An 18,636-nucleotide genomic window follows, 5' to 3' on the forward strand; every position below is an offset into this window, starting at 1 on the left:
TCTGTAGAGACGCGATTCATCGCGTCTTCTTCACCCAAGGATGTGTTGCAATCATTAATTGAATTGGTATTAATTTCTGTTGCCTTAGTTTGTGCCTACACTGAAAAATTCAAGTGTATCTAGGGTGTGTTATCACTTAGGGTAACGCACCCTACTTGTATTGCAAAATTCCAAATAATGTTCAATATTTCATCGTTCATAATTTAGGACTAGACTCTTTATTTTTGACAACGGACAACGGACAACTAACAATTAATTCATTCACTAAGCTTTCATATCTAAAAGATTTATATTTACTCATTCTTTATACAAAAGCTCAGAAAAACAGTTAGATTATGTACGGAGAAAAATAAAAGAGAAGTGAATTTTTCTCCCATCCATGTGCATCCTCTTCATCCCGATATTCAAAAATTAATCTAACTGCAAATCCCCAAGGTAATTGTATGAAAGCGGTGATTTTGGCTGGAGGGCTTGGTACACGCCTCAGTGAAGAAACCAGTATCAAGCCTAAGCCGATGGTAGAAATTGGTGGTAAACCAATTCTTTGGCACATCATGAAAACTTATTCTAGCCACGGCATTAATGATTTTATTATTTGTTGTGGTTACAAAGGTTACGTGATTAAGGAGTATTTTGCTAACTACTTCTTACATATGTCTGATGTAACTTTTGATATGCGTTTTAACCAGATGAATATCCATTCTGGTTACGCTGAACCTTGGCGAGTAACTTTGGTCAACACAGGCGATAATACTATGACTGGTGGACGCTTAAAACGTGTCCGCGAACATCTTGGGAATGATACTTTTTGTTTTACTTATGGTGACGGTGTATGTGATATTAATATCACCGAATTAATTAAGTTTCATCGAGAACAAAAGAGTTTAGCAACCCTGACAGCAGTCCAACCAGCAGGACGTTTCGGGGCAATTTCCCTGGGATACGAACAAACTAAAATAACCAGTTTCCGGGAAAAGCCCGAAGGTGATGGTGCTTGGATTAACGGTGGTTATTTTATCTTAGAACCAGAAGTCATAGATTTAATTGCTGATGATGCTACCGTTTGGGAAAAAGAACCACTAGAAAAGCTAGCAGATATGGAGGAATTATCTGCTTTTAAACACAATGGTTTTTGGCAACCAATGGATACATTGCGTGATAAAAACTATCTAGAGGAGTTATGGAAAAATAACCAAGCTCCTTGGAAAGTGTGGTAATTAACAGTACACGGAATTCAAAAAACATTTTGGCATTTTGTCCTATCTTATTTTGACTTCCGTTGTAAGGTATTCTTTACTGATTTAGTGTAATTTTTGCAGTAATAACAATGTACGATTTTACCATTGTTGGCGGGGGCATAGTTGGGCTATCTACAGGGATGGCTTTAGGTAAGCGTTATCCTCAAGCAAGAATTTTAGTATTAGAAAAAGAAAGCCAGTGGGCATTTCACCAAACTGGTAATAATAGTGGTGTAATTCACTCTGGAATTTATTACAAGCCAGGTAGTTTTAAAGCTAAATTTTGCCGTGATGGTAGAGACTCAATGGTAAAATTTTGCCAGGATTATGGCATCGACCATGAGGTTTGTGGCAAGGTAATTGTAGCGACAAATGAGCAGGAGTTACCACGCCTAGAAAACCTTTACCAACGTGGCTTGGAAAATGGTACACAAGTTCAGAAAATTAGCGCCGAAGAAGTCAAGGAAATTGAACCTTACGTTAAATGTGTAGCGGGGATTCGGGTATTTTCTACTGGTATTGTTAATTATAAGCAAGTTTGCTTAAAATACGTCGAATTAATTCAACAACAAGGCGGAGATTTAAGGCTTAACACCAAAGTTTTAAAAATTTCCCCCAGTGGTAACAATCACGTACTGGAAACTAATAACGGTAACTTTGAAACCAGATTTGTGATCAATTGTGCCGGATTGCACAGCGATCGCATCGCTAAGTTAGGTGGAGTCAAACCAAGCGCCAAAATCGTACCCTTCCGGGGAGAATATTACGAACTAACCCCCGAAAAACGGTATTTGGTCAAAACACTCATTTACCCGGTTCCCAACCCTGAATTTCCCTTCCTGGGTGTCCATTTCACCCGCATGATTGACGGAAGTGTCCACGCGGGGCCGAATGCAGTTTTGAGTCTGAAGCGCGAAGGTTACAAAAAAACCGACTTTGACCTGAGAGACTTTGCCGAAGTGATGACCTACCCTGGCTTTTGGAAACTTGCAGGCAAACACGCCGACGAAGGTATCCAAGAAATCATTCGTTCCTTCAGCAAAGCCGCCTTCACCAGAAGTTTGCAAAACCTCATTCCCGAAGTCCAAGCCGAGGATTTAGTTCCCACCCATGCAGGGGTACGCGCCCAAGCCTTAATGGATGATGGCAAACTTGTAGACGACTTCTACATTGTTCCTGGTGAAAACTCCATTCATGTTTGCAATGCACCTTCACCAGCCGCGACTTCTTCCCTAGAAATTGGCAAAGCGATCGCTGCACAAATCCCCCAGCAATCACACCTTGAGAATGTAGTGATTGCATAGATAGTTAAGCAAGGGGCAGGGTTTATTACTCAGCCCTCCTCACTCCCCATTAACAAATATAGAGAATTTGACACAAATGAAAATTTTAGTAACCGGAACCGAAGGATATTTAGGTTGTTTATTGCCTTCTTTGTTAATTGGTAAAGGACATGAAGTAATTGGCGTAGATACTGGTTACTACAAAGTAGGCTGGCTATACAACGGTACTCCAGTAACCGCCAAAACCCTCAACAAAGATATCCGCCATATTACCCCTGAAGACTTAGAAGGTGTAGAAGCGATCGTTCACATGGCGGAACTTTCCAACGACCCCACCGGACAACTATCACCAAATATTACCTACGACATTAATCATATAGGTTCAGTCCGTCTCGCTAACTTAGCCAAAACAATGGGTGTGCGGCGCTTCGTCTATATGTCTTCTTGTAGTGTGTATGGTGTTGCTACTGAGGGTGATGTTACAGAAGCCTCTCCAGTTAACCCCCAAACAGCCTACGCAGAATGCAAAACCCTTGTAGAACGAGATGTCACACTCCTCGCTGATGATGACTTCTCGCCTACGTTCATGCGTAACGCCACTGCTTTTGGTGCTTCTCCCAGAATGCGTTTTGATATTGTGTTGAACAACTTAGCAGGTTTAGCTTGGACTACCAAAGAAATCAAAATGATTAGTGATGGTACACCTTGGCGGCCATTAGTCCATGCACTAGATATCTGCAAAGCCATAGTTTGTGCTTTAGAAGCACCCCGTGATATTGTTCACAACCAAGTCTTTAACGTTGGCGATACTACCAACAACTACCGCGTGAAAGAAATCGCCCAAATCATCGCCGATACTTTCCCCGGCTGTAAATTATCCTTCGGTGATAATGGTGCAGATAATCGCAGTTACCGCGTATCTTTTGAGAAAATCAACAGCATTTTACCAGGATTTAAGTGTGATTGGGATGCTCAAAAAGGCGCTAGACAATTATTTGATTTATTCAGTCAAATAGATATGACAGAAGATACATTCTTGTTTAGAGGTTTTACACGCTTAAAGCAATTAGAGTATCTCATTCGTACTGAACAAATTGACCAAGATTTCTTTTGGAATGTTAAGTAACATCTGAATAAATACCCGACTTATTGAAGAAGTCGGGTATCTAACCGCCTGAAAATATCAGATTTTTATTCTTGATCATGAATAAATTACTCACAATTGCTCTCCCCACATATAATCGAGCTAAGTTACTGGATCAACAATTAGCATGGCTAGCTAAATCCATCAAAGGTTTTGAATCTGAATGTGAAATCATTATTTCTGATAACTGTTCAGAAGATAACACACAAGAAATTGTGAAAAAATGGCAGATGGCTTTGCCAGAAACAACTTTTCACTCCCACAGAAACAGTCAAAATCTGGGAGTGATGAGAAATATTGCTTATTGTCTTAATGCTGCAACTAGCCAATATGTTTGGACAATCAGCGATGATGATAAAATCGAAGATGCAACGATTTCTTACCTCATCAACACATTAAAGACATCAGTTAATTTAGGTTTGCTGATTTTAAATTTTTCTTGTCGCCATGAAGTGACGGGTGAGTTATTGTACCAAAGCTGCTACCAAATTGAAGATGAAGTTGTTGAGTCTGATGGGAGAGCAGTTTTTGAACATTGTATCCAAGAAAATCGCTCTGGCGTACAACTAATGTCAGCCCAAGTATATAGAACAGATTTGGCACAACGTGCATTAAAAACCTGGTCTGATGGGGTGAATAATTTAGATTACCAAGTATATTTAACTGGGTTCTGTGCTTTTCATGGAAGTGTCAGAATCAGCAAAGATGTGTATCTAGAAAATGCTTTTGGTGCTAGCCATTGGATGGTTAAACCAAAAATGTTGCTAAAAATGCAATATACATATTCCCCAGAAGTAAATATCAAGCTGAAAGAAATAGGCTATTCAGATAGTTTTTGCAGAAACCTGGTTATCAATCATTTCAATAATAATAATTGGCGAGTTTTATTAGGGGCTTTAAGAAGATGGCCTGTTCTAGCATTGACCACAGTTATTCCATACTTTGGGCTAGTTAGTTTATCAGTTTTAGAAACTATTATTCTTACTAAAGAAGGGGTTTCACAAGAAGTCATCAGCAGGAGTAATAGCAACAACAGACGTGACTTCATAAAATCTAATAGCAAGACAAAGTGAGCATTCTATGTTAACTACGGTCAAAGAGAAAATTGAAGCGCTAAATTCAGAAGTTTCTTATAGAGTCAAACTCTGGCAATATGCTCCCAAGCTACCTACAATAGAATCACGCGATCGCCAGATTGTTGATACTCTTAAAAGTGAGGGAATTTACGTCACTACACTACAAGAGTTAGGACTTCCATCCACAGCACAATTACTTAAAGCTTCTCATGCTTTATTACCCAGCATGGGACAAGGTAACTATCAAGATTCATCCCAAAATCCCCCAGAAATCTACACAGTTACCCACATACCAGATTTTCATAATTGGGGAAGTGAATCAAGATTATTGAATATTCTAGAAAATTATATTGGTCTTCCCGTCGCCTATCATGGTGTACAAATTCGCAAAGATTTTGTAAACGCCAATCAATTCAGTACAATGTTATGGCATAGAGATTCAGAAGATCGCCGCATTGTCAAAATCATCATTTACTTAAATGATGTAGAAGAAAAACACGGGCCTTTTGAATATGTACCAGTATCTTTTACTTCTGTAGATAGTTTGAATTTTTATCGACTGTACCAAAAGATTCATAAGTCGGGTATCAACGATGAGGCATTAAATAAAATTGTTCCTAAATCAGCTTGGAAGTCATGTATTGGCCCAGCAGGAACTGTAATTATTGCTGATACCCAAAGACTTTTACATCATGGCACAGTCCGCACAGAAGAACGTTCAACGCTGTTCTATGCCTACACTGCTAACCCCGCCAAAAGACCAGGGCTTTGTACTCAATATTGGGATGATACTTTTCCTAAACCAAATTATAGCTAAAGTTCCTGTTTAGCTTATTCATCTTTGTAAAGACTAAGTGATTAGTCATTATTCTCCCATCATTAATTCATAGTTGAGAAACCCATGATTTTTACCGCTACATCACTCAAAGACGCATTTATTATTGATTTAGAAGAAAAACCAGATCATCGTGGTTTTTTTGCCAGAACTTTTTGTGCTAATGAATTTGCCAATCATGGTTTAAAACCAGTAGTTGCTCAGTGTAACTTATCTTATAACTATAAAAAAGGTACACTGCGGGGGATGCACTATCAACTCAGACCAGCCGCCGAAACAAAATTAATTCGTTGTATTAAAGGCGCTATCTACGATGTAATTATTGATATGCGTCCCGAATCACCGACATTTTTATCACATATTGGTGTAGAACTCACGGCTGATAATCGTCGCGCTTTGTATGTACCAGAGATGTTTGCTCATGGTTATCAAGCCCTCACCGATGATGCAGAAGTGGTTTATCAAGTAGGTGAATTTTATACCCCAGGATATGAAAAAGGCCTGCGTTACAATGACCCATTCTTTAATATTGAATGGCCTTTAGATGTCACTGTAATTTCTGACAAGGATGCCAGTTGGCCTTTGTTAGAAACTATCCCTATCGGTAGCCCAGACCCAGTAGAAGCAGTTTGTTAAAAAATACTGAGTTGTGAGTAAGATATTCTGCTTCTGTTGCTTGTTTTAGAAAATAAAGGATTAAGCAAAATGATTATTATTGATAACGCCTTAAAAGCTCGTGCTGCTGCTGGTAATCCCGTGAAAGTGGGAATGATTGGCGCTGGTTTTATGGGTCGGGGTATTGCCAACCAAATTATTAATTCCGTTCCAGGGATGGAATTAGTTGCTATTTCTAACCGCAGTATTGATGGTGCGAAACGAGCTTATAGCGAAGCTGGTATCGAAGATATTGAAATTGTGGATTCTGTCGGTGAGTTAGAAAGTGCGATCGCTCAAGGTAAGTATACTATTACCGAAGATGCCACAATCATCTGCCAAGCCGACGGTATCGACGCAATTATCGAAGTCACCGGTGCAGTAGAATTTGGCGCTCATGTGGTCATGGAAGCGATCGCCCACCGCAAACACGTTATCATGATGAATGCGGAACTTGACGGTACAATCGGCCCCATTCTCAAAGTATATGCAGACAAAGCTGGCGTGATTCTCAGTGCTTGTGATGGCGACCAACCAGGGGTACAGATGAACCTTTACCGATTTGTCCAAAGCATTGGTCTGACTCCCTTGCTTTGCGGTAACATCAAAGGCTTGCAAGACCCCTACCGCAACCCCACCACCCAAGAAGGATTCGCCAAGCGTTGGGGACAAAAAGCCCACATGGTAACCAGCTTTGCTGATGGTAGCAAAATTTCCTTTGAACAGGCGATCGTGGCTAACGCTACAGGTATGAAAGTAGCCAAGCGGGGAATGTTGGGATATGACTTCACCGGTCATGTTGATGAGATGACCAATATGTACGATGTGGAACAACTCAAGCAACTAGGCGGTATTGTTGATTATGTAGTCGGCGCAAAACCCGGCCCTGGTGTATATGTGTTTGCAACTCACGACGACCCCAAACAACGCCATTACCTCAACCTCTACAAATTAGGCGAAGGCCCCCTCTATAGCTTCTATACCCCCTACCACCTGTGCCATTTTGAAGTTCCTTTATCTGTAGCCCGTGCAGTCCTCTTCTCTGATGCTGTCATGGCTCCTCTAGCAGGCCCCTCGGTAGATGTTATCACCACTGCCAAAATAGACCTCAAAGCAGGGGAAACCTTAGATGGCATTGGTTACTACATGACCTATGGACAATGTGAAAATTCCGATATCGTCCAACAGCAAAACCTCTTACCAATGGGTCTAGCAGAAGGATGTCGTCTCAAACGTGATGTTCCTAAAGATCAAGTCCTCACCTACGATGATGTAGAACTACCAGAAGGCAGACTTTGTGACCAACTACGAGCCGAGCAAGACAAATATTTTGCCCCAGAAAAAGTTCTGGTAACTGTTGGTTAAGGGAACACCAAAAAATGAATTAGCCACAATTGATTGTTTGGTAGGGTGCGTCAGTATGAAGATTTCTGAGTATAGTTAGGTTCTATCGCACTGACGCACCCTACTGGATAGTCTATTACCAATTACCAATTACCCATCTCAAAAACGCCCCCCTTCCATCAAAAGGGGGGCTGAAGCTATCTGACAACAATTAATTTCATAATTAAATAGCAAAATAATTCAAAAGATAGAATCAATTTTGAGTTTATTTGTAAATACTATTATTTACTAGCGCGCATCACTTCTGATTCTACAAAATTCGATAAATGTATCAAAAAATAGTTAAAAAATATCATCCAAAATACCAAAATAATGACTGATATCTGCTGAAATATTTTAAGGGAAATACTTACAAACTTAGACTGATATGAAAGTTGCTCTAGTCCATGATTATTTGACCCAGCGCGGTGGGGCAGAACGGGTATTTGAATTACTTTGTAAACGCTATCCTGAAGCTGATATTTTTACATCATTGTATGACCCGCAAAAAACTATTGATATGGGTGAGCGGATAGTTAACACAACATTCTTGCAAAAAATCCCTGGTGCAGCCAAATACTTTAGATTGATGGCTCCTTTATATTTTCCTGCCTTTCGGGCATTAGATTTGCAAGATTATGACTTAATTATTAGCAGTAGCACCAGCTTCGCCAAAGCAGTTAGGAAAAAACCAGGTGCTAAACATATTTGCTTTTGTCATAATGTCACCCGTTTTCTATGGGATACAGAAACTTATTTAAGAGAGTATAGTGATTATAGATATTTGTCAGTTTTAATCGAAAAAGTATTTCAGTTAATGCGAGATGTAGACCTGAAATATGCTCAGGAACCTGATATTTATATTGCTAACTCCAGCACTGTTGCCCGTCGTATTCAACAGATTTATGGCAAACAAGCAATAATGATTAACTATCCAATTGATACCAGTAACTTTGTTTTCTCTGATACAAAAGACGAATATTACTTGGCATCAGCACGGATGATTAGTTATAAACGTCTGGATATTATAGTCGAGGCTTTTAATTGGCTAGGATGGCCATTAATCATCTCCGGGGATGGGCCAGAAAGAGAAAGATTACAAGCCAAAGCTTTGGATAATATTAAATTTTTAGGTCATGTTAGTGACAACCAACGCAAAGAATTATTTTCTAAAGCTAAATCTATTATCGTAGCCGCTTTAGAAGACTATGGTTTAGTCCCTGTAGAGGCTAATGCTAGTGGTACACCAGTGATTGCTTTTGGTGCAGGTGGAGTCTTAGACACTCAAATAAACGGTCAGACTGGCGTATTTTTCAAACGACAAACACCAGAATCTTTACAAAAAGCATTATTAGAGTCCGGAGAAATCACTTGGGATTATGAAAATATTCGTAATCATGCTGTGAATAATTTTTCTGAGCCAGTTTTCTTTAGTAAAGTTGAGCGAGTTATTACTCAAACTTGTAGCCTCAATTAAATCAGTAACTAGCTAAAAAGTGCTGAGTGGAAAATATCACTTATCGCTCAACCCTCATTACTGATTACTCAACATTCATTTATTTTATTAGCGTCTCGAATACAAGGATCATCAAAGTGGTTCAAACTAATCTAAGTACAAATATAAACAGCGCTGATTCAGAACCCAGTTACGGCAAAATCTTTTCAGTTTTTCTGCGTAGGTCTCCTTGGTTCTTAACGGCATTTTTAACAACAATTGCCCTAGCAGCCCTGATGACTGCAAGAACCAAGCCTACTTACAAAAGCACAATGCAACTGTTAGTAGAACCTAACTATCAAGGTAAGAGAGAGGGTGGTACTCCAGAGACTCAGTTTCTCGAACCCGATATACAAATAGATACTGCTACACAACTGAACTTGATGCAAAGTTCAGGACTAATTCACAAAGCAGTTGACAAATTGAAATCAGAATATCCAAATATTACTGTAGCTGATATTAAAAATGCCTTAGTCTTAAATCAAGTTAGGACAAAAGAGGATAATGTCGCTACGAAAATTTTTCAAGTAGATTATACTTCTGGCGACCCTGAAGAGACTCAAAAAGTTCTCAGTGCTATCAGGCAAGTCTATGTGGAATATAACAAACAGCAGCAAGACAACCGACTCAAAAAAGGTCTGCAAGTTATTAGAGAACAGTTGAGCAAAGCCAGTGAAGAAGTGAATGCGGCTGAAGCCAACTTGCAAAGATTTCGCAGAAACCAAAATCTAATTAACCCAGAAGAGCAAGCAAAAGCTCTAGAAGTTGCTTTAAATACTATTGAGCAAGAACGTCGTACTACTCGTTCTACATACGAAGAGGCTTTAGCAAAACAAAAATCTTTAGAGGAGCAATTAAATCGTTCTCCCAAAAATGCTTTAGTTACTTCTCGTTTGAGTCAGTCCGTCCGCTATCAAGGCTTACTCAATGAAATTCAAAAAACAGAACTGTTATTAGCTCAAGAGCGTTTACGCTTCACCGATGAAACCCCCAGTGTCCAGAAGCTGAAAGAACAGTTGCAGAGCCAAAAAGAATTATTGCAACAGGAAGTAGGTAGGACTCTAGGTGTTAAATCTGCTAATGCCTTCCGTGGAGCAGAACCGCTTTTAGAACAGGGACAGTTTGGTGAAATTGATCTAACTCTGGCTAGTCAGTTAGTAGAAACCCAGACAACGATAGTTTCATTGACTGCCCGTGATCAAACTCTGGCACAGAAAGAAAATCAATTACGCCTGGAAATTAAACGTTTCCCGCCCCTGTTAGCTTATTACAATCGGATACAACCACAGTTGCAATTCAGTCGTGAGCGACTAGAGCAGTTATTACGGGCAGAACAACAACTACGGCAAGAACTGGCTAAAGGCGGATTTAACTGGGAAGTGGTGGAAGAACCCCAGTTAGGGATGAAACTAGGCCCAAATCTCCAACAGAATTTGATGTTGGGTGCAGTTGTTGGGTTAATGCTGGGAGGTATTGCTGCCTTTATTCGAGAAGCTGCTGATGATTCTGTTCACACCACAGCTGAGTTGGAAAAACAAGTAGCTTTACCTTTATTAGGAAGCACCCCGAAATTGCCCCCGGCGAAGAGCAGAGAATCAGTGATCAAGTTGCCTTTTGGCAAGCCTGAGGTTTTAGGGCCTTGGACTGTAGAGGTGCTACAATCTTCCATCCGTTGGGAATCGTTGGATCTGATTTACAAAAATATCGAGTTGTTAAACTCGGTATCTAGCTTGAAGTCATTGATGATTACCTCACCTCTGCTGGATAGAGGTAAATCTGGTTTGGCGTTGGGTTTGGCAATGAGTGCAGCCCGGTTACACAAACGGGTGCTACTGATTGATGCAAATTTGCGAGATCCTAGCCTCCATGAACATCTCAATCTTCCCAACGACCAAGGGCTATCAACGTTGTTAGCCAGTGAAATTACTTTACCCGAACAGATTGGTATTCATAACGTAGGTTCAGCCTACATCGATATTTTGACGGCTGGCCCCTCGCCTAGTGACTCAGCAAATCTCTTGAGTTCTCCACGGATGAAACAGTTAATGGCAGCATTTGAAGAGAACTACGATTTGGTGATTATTGATGCGCCACCAGTGATAGGTCTAGTAGATGCTTTGTTGACAGCATCATCTTGTAGAAGTGTGGTGATGGTAGCTAGTCTGGGAAAAGTGACTCGCAATCAAATCGCTCAAGCTACAGCCATGTTGAGCAAGTTAAACCTCATCGGTGTTGTGGCTAATGGGGTTTCTAACTCTGATAGCACCTATGTACCTTATGCGCGGGAATACCGTTTTGCTTTGCAACAAGCAGTAGAAAAGTAATGAGTGGGGGGAGAATGTGATCCCCATACCCTAATATTTTTTGTGTGCGATCGCCTCTTGCGGGGTGCGATCGCACACATCTTTTTATTCAGCAAATAATTCTCAATTTTGATTTATTAAATCGATTTTTTAACATAAATTGCCAATTAAAGTTGTCATGATTAAGCTTTTTAAATGTGATAATTTAATCCATGAAAAATCCACAATATTTAAGTATTTTATCTCGACTTTATAAATATCTAATTAAAGCTATGACTATTTAAAGAGTAAATAAAGAATTAGCTTGAGTATATAGTCATTTCTACAGAGTCTTATATCCTAGAGATTGAAATCTAATTCCAATGGTTTCAAAGTAGAAATGAACTGATGGTCTGAAAATTATTGTGCAAGTAAACAAGTAGCTGTCATTCAACGTAAATGTAAAGTGCTGGGTCAAAGGAGTTTTGAGGCTTAAGGCGGATATTACAAAGGTTAGGTTAATTGCCTCTATAAATTTCCAACATCCTTCATTTTTATAGAAAAATCTATATTTCCCAAGCAGATTTACCAATATGTTTACGGCTAATTATCTACACAATATGGCAGTCCTGGATACTGATTTTAAAAATCGTATTCAGTAATATATTTACTCGCAACTTCTACCATCTATAAAACCTGATTCTGCACGTAATAATTTACAGATTATTTAAGCAGAATCCAATTTCCATCACAGTCTTTGGCATTGACGGCCTTGGATATTATCTCAGCAATTTAATTTGGATGAATCCAAAGACATTATGACAAGCGTAATAGTTCCAAATGTTGAGAGTTACGATATAGTACCTCCACTCAATCAAAATCATGGTTCCTCACATTACACGCTTCAGTGGAGACGGGGCCAGTTATTAGTGAAACCTGCTAACAAAGTTCAACAGTTATGTTTACCTTCTCTGAACGATGAGCAATTATTAGTTGATTGCTTAAAACGCTCTCCAGTCAATTTGGTGAGTATAGATGGTAAATTAGGTGAAACTTGGGTAAAGTTCTGGGTTGAAGCTTGTAAAAAAGCACATAAACCTATTTTTCTCAGTAAACCTGCTCACCGCAAGCCATCCGCACCCACATTAATTAGTCAATCTATTAGATGGTTGTGGAGATTAATAGACTGGCTAATGGCTTTTGGATTGACGCTGTTAGTAAGTCCAATGCTTTTGGCATTAGTTATATTGATGCAGATTGATTCACAAAAATCTTTGTTTACTTATGAGTGGCGTGTAGGAGAACGGGGTAAAATCTTTCGAGTCATCAAGTTAACTCCTACTCAAAATCATCCTCGAATCTTGCAAGTTTGGTTAAAGAAATTTGGTTTATCTCATCTACCACAGTTATGGAATGTATTGCGGGGAGAAATGAGTTTAACGGGATCTGCTTGTTGTACTTTAGAGGATGCTGTACGACTCAGTTTTGCAGGGCAAGAACAGGCAGATGAATCCATTCAAAATACCCTGCGTGTTCTCCGTAAGAGTACAACATACCCTACAGGAACGCAAGCCTACAAAATTTAAAATTAAATACAGTATCTGTAGGGTGCCTATCATGCTTATGGTGGGCAATGCCCACCATAATACTTATATTTCAGAAATCAAATACTAGTCATATAAAAACTAGAATTAGGTTTATCCTGAAAGAGTAAAAAAAATCCGAATATCCTAAATTAATGAGGATTGTATTCAATCCATTTCCCAGGGAATGCACCATCTAATTACATCATTGACCATGCTAAATTCCATTATTTTTACTCAGTGTTGTAAACACAAGATTTCTATTTGATGATTGAAGAATATAAGTATCTATAGGGTGAATAATGCCCTGCACAACTATAAAATTGTGAGCAATACCCACCCTATACTTATTTCAGCAAGCAAGTAAAAATCCTATATAGGACTCATATTTGATTTCTGAAAAACCAAATTGGCTAGAAGCTTGCTATACAGAGCTTTGTTTCTCAGTATACGTAGCAAAATTCAAGTACGATTCCTATAGATGAATTACTACACTTTAGTTAAAAATTAGGTTGTCACGGTTCAAAAAATTGTCTTAGAAAATATACAACGCATTTAAAAATGCCAAAATCACCACATAAATTATTTAAAGCTAATAGCTTCTGGAAAGAGAACAATTTAATATTGCGAGAAATAAAACATTTTCGCAAAATAGCTATATTAGCCGTAATATTTTCATTTTTAGCTGCCAGTTTTGAAGGTGTTAGTATTGGTTTTTTACTGTCATTTTTACAAAAATTGACTAGTCCTAATGATCCAATTCAAACAGGAATTAGCTGGGTTGACATGATTTTGGCTGCTGATGCTTGGCCGATTCCCCCCATATACAGGATATCTCTACTAATTTTGTTGAGTACCTGGATGCGTGCTACCTTCAATTATTTTGGCGGAGTATACACTGAATCAGCCCAACTTAATTTAGCAGATCGCTTACATAAGCAAATTTTTGAGCAATTACAAGCTCTGAGGTTGAGTTACTTTGCTCAAACTCGTTCGGGTGAACTCATTAATACGATTACTACAGAAATTGAAAGAATCAAACAGGGTTTTAGTGGGTTAGCTTTTGTGTTAACCAGAATCATGACCGTTTGCGTTTACTTTGTTGTGATGTTTTCTATATCATGGCAACTTTCGATTATTTCTGTGCTGATATTTTTACTGTTAGCAGTGGGATTATCTACGCTGAATAAGCGAGTCAGAGAAACTAGCTTTGGCATTTCTCATGCTAATGCTCAATTTACGGCTGTAGCTGTAGAGTTCATCAATGGGATTCGGACAATTCAAGCTTTTGGGACACAAGAATTTGAACGGCAACGTTTCTATAAAGCGAGTACTAATCAACTGAATGCAGCTATCAAAGTTGTTTTAGCTTGGACACTAGTAAAACCTATAGCTGAAGGTATAGCTACTACGGTTTTAATTAGTTTGATTGTGATTTCCTTCGCGACTTTTACATTACCAGTTGCCTCATTATTGACATTCTTCTTTGTTTTAGTCAGGGTGATTCCTAATATTCAAGATATTAATGGTACGGTTGCTTTTCTGAGTACTTTACAAGGGTCATCAGAAAACATTAAAAATATTTTGCAGACGAATAATAAACCTTACTTGAAAAATGGCAAACTTCATTTCCAAGGGTTGAAGCGTTCAATTGATTTAGTATCCGTAGATTTTGGTTATACTGCTGATAATTTAGTGTTGAATAATATCACTCTGACAATTGAGCGTGGTAAAACAACAGCTCTGGTGGGTGCATCGGGCGCTGGTAAAACCACATTAGCTGATTTAATTCCCCGATTTTACGATCCGACAGAGGGACAGATTTTAGTAGATGGGCTTGATGTACAGTACTTTGAAATCAATTCCCTCCGCCGCAAAATGGCTGTAGTTAGTCAAGATACATTTATTTTCAACACTTCTATTAGAGACAATATCGCCTACGGTACATCTGGGGCGAGTGAAGCGGAAATTAGAGAAGTAGCGCGGCTAGCAAATGCGTTGCAATTTATCGAAGAAATGCCCGAAGGGTTTGATACTAAGTTAGGCGATCGCGGTGTCCGTTTATCTGGAGGACAGAGACAACGGATTGCGATCGCTCGTGCATTACTCCGAGATCCCGAAATCCTCATTCTTGACGAAGCCACCAGCGCCCTAGATTCAGTCTCCGAGCGATTAATTCAGGAGTCTATAGAAAAACTTTCCGTGGGTAGAACAGTAATTGCGATCGCTCACAGACTCTCCACAATTGCCAAAGCAGATAAGGTTGTGGTGATGGAACAAGGGCGAATTGTTGAGCAGGGAAATTATCAAGAACTTCTAGAACAACGCGGAAAGCTCTGGAAATATCACCAGATGCAACACGAATCAGGACAGACTAATTCGTAATATCAATTCAAAATTCAAAATTCAAAATTCAAAATTAGGGAAGCCGAGCAGAATCATGGTTTTGGGGTATGTATCTGTCCCATTCTTTTTTCAAATCGGTATAACTCCCCAATCCCCAATCCCCAATCTCCAGTCCCCAATCCCCAATCCCCAATCCCCAATCCCCAGTCCCCAATCCCCAATCCCATGAAAATTTCCGTCATCATCTCGAATTACAACTATGCTCGTTATCTTTCTAGAGCAATCAACTCTGTTCTCGCTCAAACTCACTCAGACATTGAAATCGTTATCGTAGATGATGGTTCTACAGATAACAGCCGTGATGTTATTACCCAACTGCAAGAACAAGCACCGGATAAAATCAAGCCCATCTTTCAAGCAAATCAAGGACAGGGAGGCGCTTTCAATGCGGGGTTTGCGGCGGCGACTGGCGAAGTCGTAGCTTTTCTTGATGCAGACGATGTGTGGAAACCTCATAAATTACAGCGTATTGTTGAGGTATTTCAGACATCGGATGTAGTTGGTGTCATGCACCATTTGGATATCATAGATGGCAATGACAAAACAATTGATCAAGCTTCGACTCAAGGGCCGAAACTGAGTGAAGATTTAGCCTCAGTCATATTGCAGACAGGGAATGCTTGGTGTTTTCCGCCCACGTCTGGACTAGCTTATCGTCGTGAAGTGCTGGAAAAAGTATTTCCCATCGATCCCGTGAAATGGCGCATTTGGGCTGATGGTTGCATTATTTACTGCACAGCCTTCCTCGGTAAAATTAAGACATTACAGGAAAATTTGGCGTACTATCGCATACATGGTGCGAACAATCACATGAGTGCAGCGAGCGCCACCAGTGAACAAGAAGCCAAATCTCAAGCGGGAATTGAGATGACGAACCAATATATCAACGATTTTTTAGTACGTATTGGTTATGGTGCAAGAGTTGACTTATCCCGCAATCTCCAATATCGACGCACAAAATATTATCAACGCTCTCAATGGGATCTCCGGGAGGTGTGGGGTATCTCACGCTTAATACTGGGATGGCCTTTTTACTCTGGGCAAGAGCGAGCCTATTACCTAGCTCGATTTTTATTCAAAAGTGGAAAATTTTTGCTTCGTTCCGATGTTCATACGGAAAGCACCACAATTTAGCCGTAAGTATGTTTAGCCGTTATCTCTCCTCCTTTGAAGGCGCTGTTAGCGATAGCGGGGCGTTCAGCCCGTGCTGAGTACTGAGTAAAAATCCCAGTCTCTAACCCCCTATTAATATTATGGCTATAGATACTAACTCCTCCACTCCATTAGTTAGCGTTATTACACCTACCTATAACCGCCCAAACTATTTACAAGCTGCGCTGACAAGCGCCGTCAGACAGACTTATTCCCATATTGAAATTATTGTTTGCGACAATTGTAGTCCACAAAATCCTCAGGCAATTGTTGATTCCTTTGATGATTCGCGCATTCGCTTTTTTCGCAATTCATCAAATATGGGAATGTTTGCCAATACCATCAAAGCCTTTAAAATGGCGCGGGGAAAATATGTCGCTTGTTTGCTAGACGATGATCTGTGGGAAGAAGACTTTCTCGAAAAGCTCGTTCCGCCCTTGGAAGCTAACCCCAATTTAGCCTTAGCTTTTTGTGACCACTACATCATGGATGCCAACGGCAATATAGATGATGCACTCACAGAAGAATATTCCCGTTCATATAAACGAGTTGATTTGCCAGAAGGAATTTATCAACCCTTTTATCGGATGGGCTTAGTAGATAGATCAGTCTCGACAGCCACAGCAGCCGTGATGCGTCGAGATGCGATCGCTTGGGATGCCATTCCGGCTGAGGTTGGCGGTTCCTGGGATATATATTTAAACTACCTCTGTTGTCGCTCTGGCTTAGGAGCATATTTTTATCCTGAAAAACTGACGCGCTATCGCGTCCATGAACAAACAGAAACCATGCTCAGTGGTAAGCGCGATGCTCAGGCAAAAATCCGTAAGGCTCAAGCTGATATGTTTTGCTATGAGCAGTTTATGGCCGATGAACGCCTACAGGAACTTAAACCCTATTTTCAGCAGCAATGGGCCCATGTCAGCACAACCTTAGGCATTGGTTTCATGCGTAGTAAGCAGATGAAATTAGCCCGTTCTTACTTCTGGCGCTCTTTAAAGCAAAGTTTAAAGCTGAGAACTATGGCGGGATTGATGCTCAGTTTTACACCCCCGACGATCGCATCAAGATTTTAATCAGTCAGATCCCCGACTTCTCTAAGAAGTCGGAGATCTAAAAAACTAACTAAAGAGGTATAAATAAAATGCGGCTATCGGCTTGCATCACAACTAGAAATCGCCCTGAGGATTTGGAAAATTGCTTGCGATCGCTGTGGGATTCCCAGACCAAACCACACTCGGTCATTGTGTCTGATGACTCGCCAAGTATGGAGATGCAGCAGCAAAATCAAAAGATTGTTGAACAATATCCCCAGACAATTTATATTACAGGCCCCCGAATTGGTGTTTGTGCTAACCGCAACAATGCAGTTAACGCCATCCCCGCATCAGAAACAGACTTGATTGCTTTTATTGATGATGATATTTGTGTTGAACCAGAGTTTATTGGTAGTGCGATCGCCCAATACTCAAAAATGTCACCAGAACAAAGTCAGCACACCATTCTTTCTGGCATTAGCTACACTACCGATGGATATGTGATGGCTCCGGGAAAGTTATCTTTTCGCGGATATTTCCGTGCTAGTGATGTTCCCGAAACTATAGCTATTCATGCCTCTATTTTCCCCCGTCAGTTTTTTGAGCAGGAACAGTGGGATGAAAATATATTTTTTGGTTATGAAGATGCAGAACTTTGTTTACGGGCATTGAAACGGGGTTATAAGATTTTAAATTGTCCAGAATTACGCGCCCTCAATGCTGGAGGTAATGGTAAAAGTTCCTTGATGGAATCGGATATCGGCAAACTCACTAAATACGAAATTTCTATAGAAGCGGCTAGGCTCTACATCGGGATTAAACGTTACAAAGATTTATTCCCTAATGTCTTAAAACTCATAGGTTTTTGCTTTGTATACTTCCTGCACATGACTGCTTACCTCTGCAAGCGAGGTTCCCTACAAGCCTGGCCAGAAATTATTCGCCGTTCTCATATCCAAAAATTATGGCAGCCGTCCCAGTTGAATTGGGGATGAGAAGAGGCAGGGGGGCAGGGGGCAGGTGTAGGTTTTTAATCAAGTGATGAGTGATGACTATCGCACTAACAAA

General features: G+C 40.0%; 14 protein-coding genes. All 14 read left to right on the forward strand.

The window, feature by feature from the left end; translation table 11 throughout:
* The first annotated feature begins 443 nt into the window (after window positions 1–443).
* The 14 genes from rfbF to ACN222_RS14170 all read left to right on the forward strand — a co-directional run bounded on the left by rfbF (window position 444) and on the right by ACN222_RS14170 (window position 18,563).
* The gene (gene rfbF, locus ACN222_RS14105) at window positions 444–1,217 is read left to right on the forward strand and encodes a glucose-1-phosphate cytidylyltransferase (protein WP_010996976.1); all 774 of its coding nucleotides are present in this window, start codon (window positions 444–446) and stop codon (window positions 1,215–1,217) included.
* Between the two features lie 110 nt (window positions 1,218–1,327).
* Complete coding sequence (gene lhgO / locus ACN222_RS14110) at window positions 1,328–2,542, forward strand: L-2-hydroxyglutarate oxidase (RefSeq protein WP_010996977.1); 1,215 nt, start codon at window positions 1,328–1,330, stop codon at window positions 2,540–2,542.
* A 76-nt stretch (window positions 2,543–2,618) separates the two neighbouring features.
* Window positions 2,619–3,647 (forward strand): NAD-dependent epimerase/dehydratase family protein, encoded by a 1,029-nt coding sequence (locus ACN222_RS14115; protein ID WP_010996978.1) that lies wholly within the window; start codon window positions 2,619–2,621, stop codon window positions 3,645–3,647.
* A 77-nt stretch (window positions 3,648–3,724) separates the two neighbouring features.
* Complete coding sequence (locus tag ACN222_RS14120; RefSeq protein ID WP_010996979.1) at window positions 3,725–4,738, forward strand: glycosyltransferase family 2 protein; 1,014 nt, start codon at window positions 3,725–3,727, stop codon at window positions 4,736–4,738.
* 7 nt (window positions 4,739–4,745) lie between these two features.
* A complete protein-coding gene (locus ACN222_RS14125) occupies window positions 4,746–5,558 on the forward strand; it encodes a hypothetical protein (protein ID WP_010996980.1) in 813 nt (270 codons plus the stop codon).
* Between the two features lie 84 nt (window positions 5,559–5,642).
* Complete coding sequence (gene rfbC / locus ACN222_RS14130; protein WP_010996981.1) at window positions 5,643–6,212, forward strand: dTDP-4-dehydrorhamnose 3,5-epimerase; 570 nt, start codon at window positions 5,643–5,645, stop codon at window positions 6,210–6,212.
* A gap of 69 nt (window positions 6,213–6,281) precedes the next feature.
* Complete coding sequence (locus tag ACN222_RS14135) at window positions 6,282–7,595, forward strand: NAD(P)H-dependent oxidoreductase (protein WP_010996982.1); 1,314 nt, start codon at window positions 6,282–6,284, stop codon at window positions 7,593–7,595.
* A 406-nt stretch (window positions 7,596–8,001) separates the two neighbouring features.
* Window positions 8,002–9,090: a glycosyltransferase gene (locus ACN222_RS14140; RefSeq protein ID WP_010996983.1), complete on the forward strand. Its 1,089-nt coding sequence runs from the start codon at window positions 8,002–8,004 to the stop codon at window positions 9,088–9,090.
* A 116-nt stretch (window positions 9,091–9,206) separates the two neighbouring features.
* On the forward strand, window positions 9,207–11,432 hold the full coding sequence (locus tag ACN222_RS14145) for a GumC family protein (RefSeq protein ID WP_044523061.1): 2,226 nt from the start codon (window positions 9,207–9,209) through the stop codon (window positions 11,430–11,432).
* A 776-nt stretch (window positions 11,433–12,208) separates the two neighbouring features.
* Window positions 12,209–12,976, forward strand: a complete 768-nt coding sequence (gene hepC / locus ACN222_RS14150) for a heterocyst development glycosyltransferase HepC (RefSeq protein ID WP_010996985.1) — start codon at window positions 12,209–12,211, stop codon at window positions 12,974–12,976.
* 558 nt (window positions 12,977–13,534) lie between these two features.
* The gene (gene hepA, locus ACN222_RS14155) at window positions 13,535–15,358 is read left to right on the forward strand and encodes a heterocyst formation ABC transporter subunit HepA (RefSeq protein ID WP_010996986.1); all 1,824 of its coding nucleotides are present in this window, start codon (window positions 13,535–13,537) and stop codon (window positions 15,356–15,358) included.
* Between the two features lie 186 nt (window positions 15,359–15,544).
* Entirely contained in the window at window positions 15,545–16,513 is a 969-nt protein-coding gene (locus ACN222_RS14160) for a glycosyltransferase (RefSeq protein WP_010996987.1), read from the forward strand.
* 119 nt (window positions 16,514–16,632) lie between these two features.
* Complete coding sequence (locus ACN222_RS14165; protein ID WP_010996988.1) at window positions 16,633–17,607, forward strand: glycosyltransferase family 2 protein; 975 nt, start codon at window positions 16,633–16,635, stop codon at window positions 17,605–17,607.
* Between the two features lie 68 nt (window positions 17,608–17,675).
* The gene (locus ACN222_RS14170) at window positions 17,676–18,563 is read left to right on the forward strand and encodes a glycosyltransferase family 2 protein (protein ID WP_044521515.1); all 888 of its coding nucleotides are present in this window, start codon (window positions 17,676–17,678) and stop codon (window positions 18,561–18,563) included.
* Window positions 18,564–18,636 lie beyond the last annotated feature (73 nt).

The sequence above is a fragment of the Anabaena sp. FACHB-595 genome, assembly GCF_048568275.1.
Taxonomy (GTDB): domain Bacteria; phylum Cyanobacteriota; class Cyanobacteriia; order Cyanobacteriales; family Nostocaceae; genus Trichormus.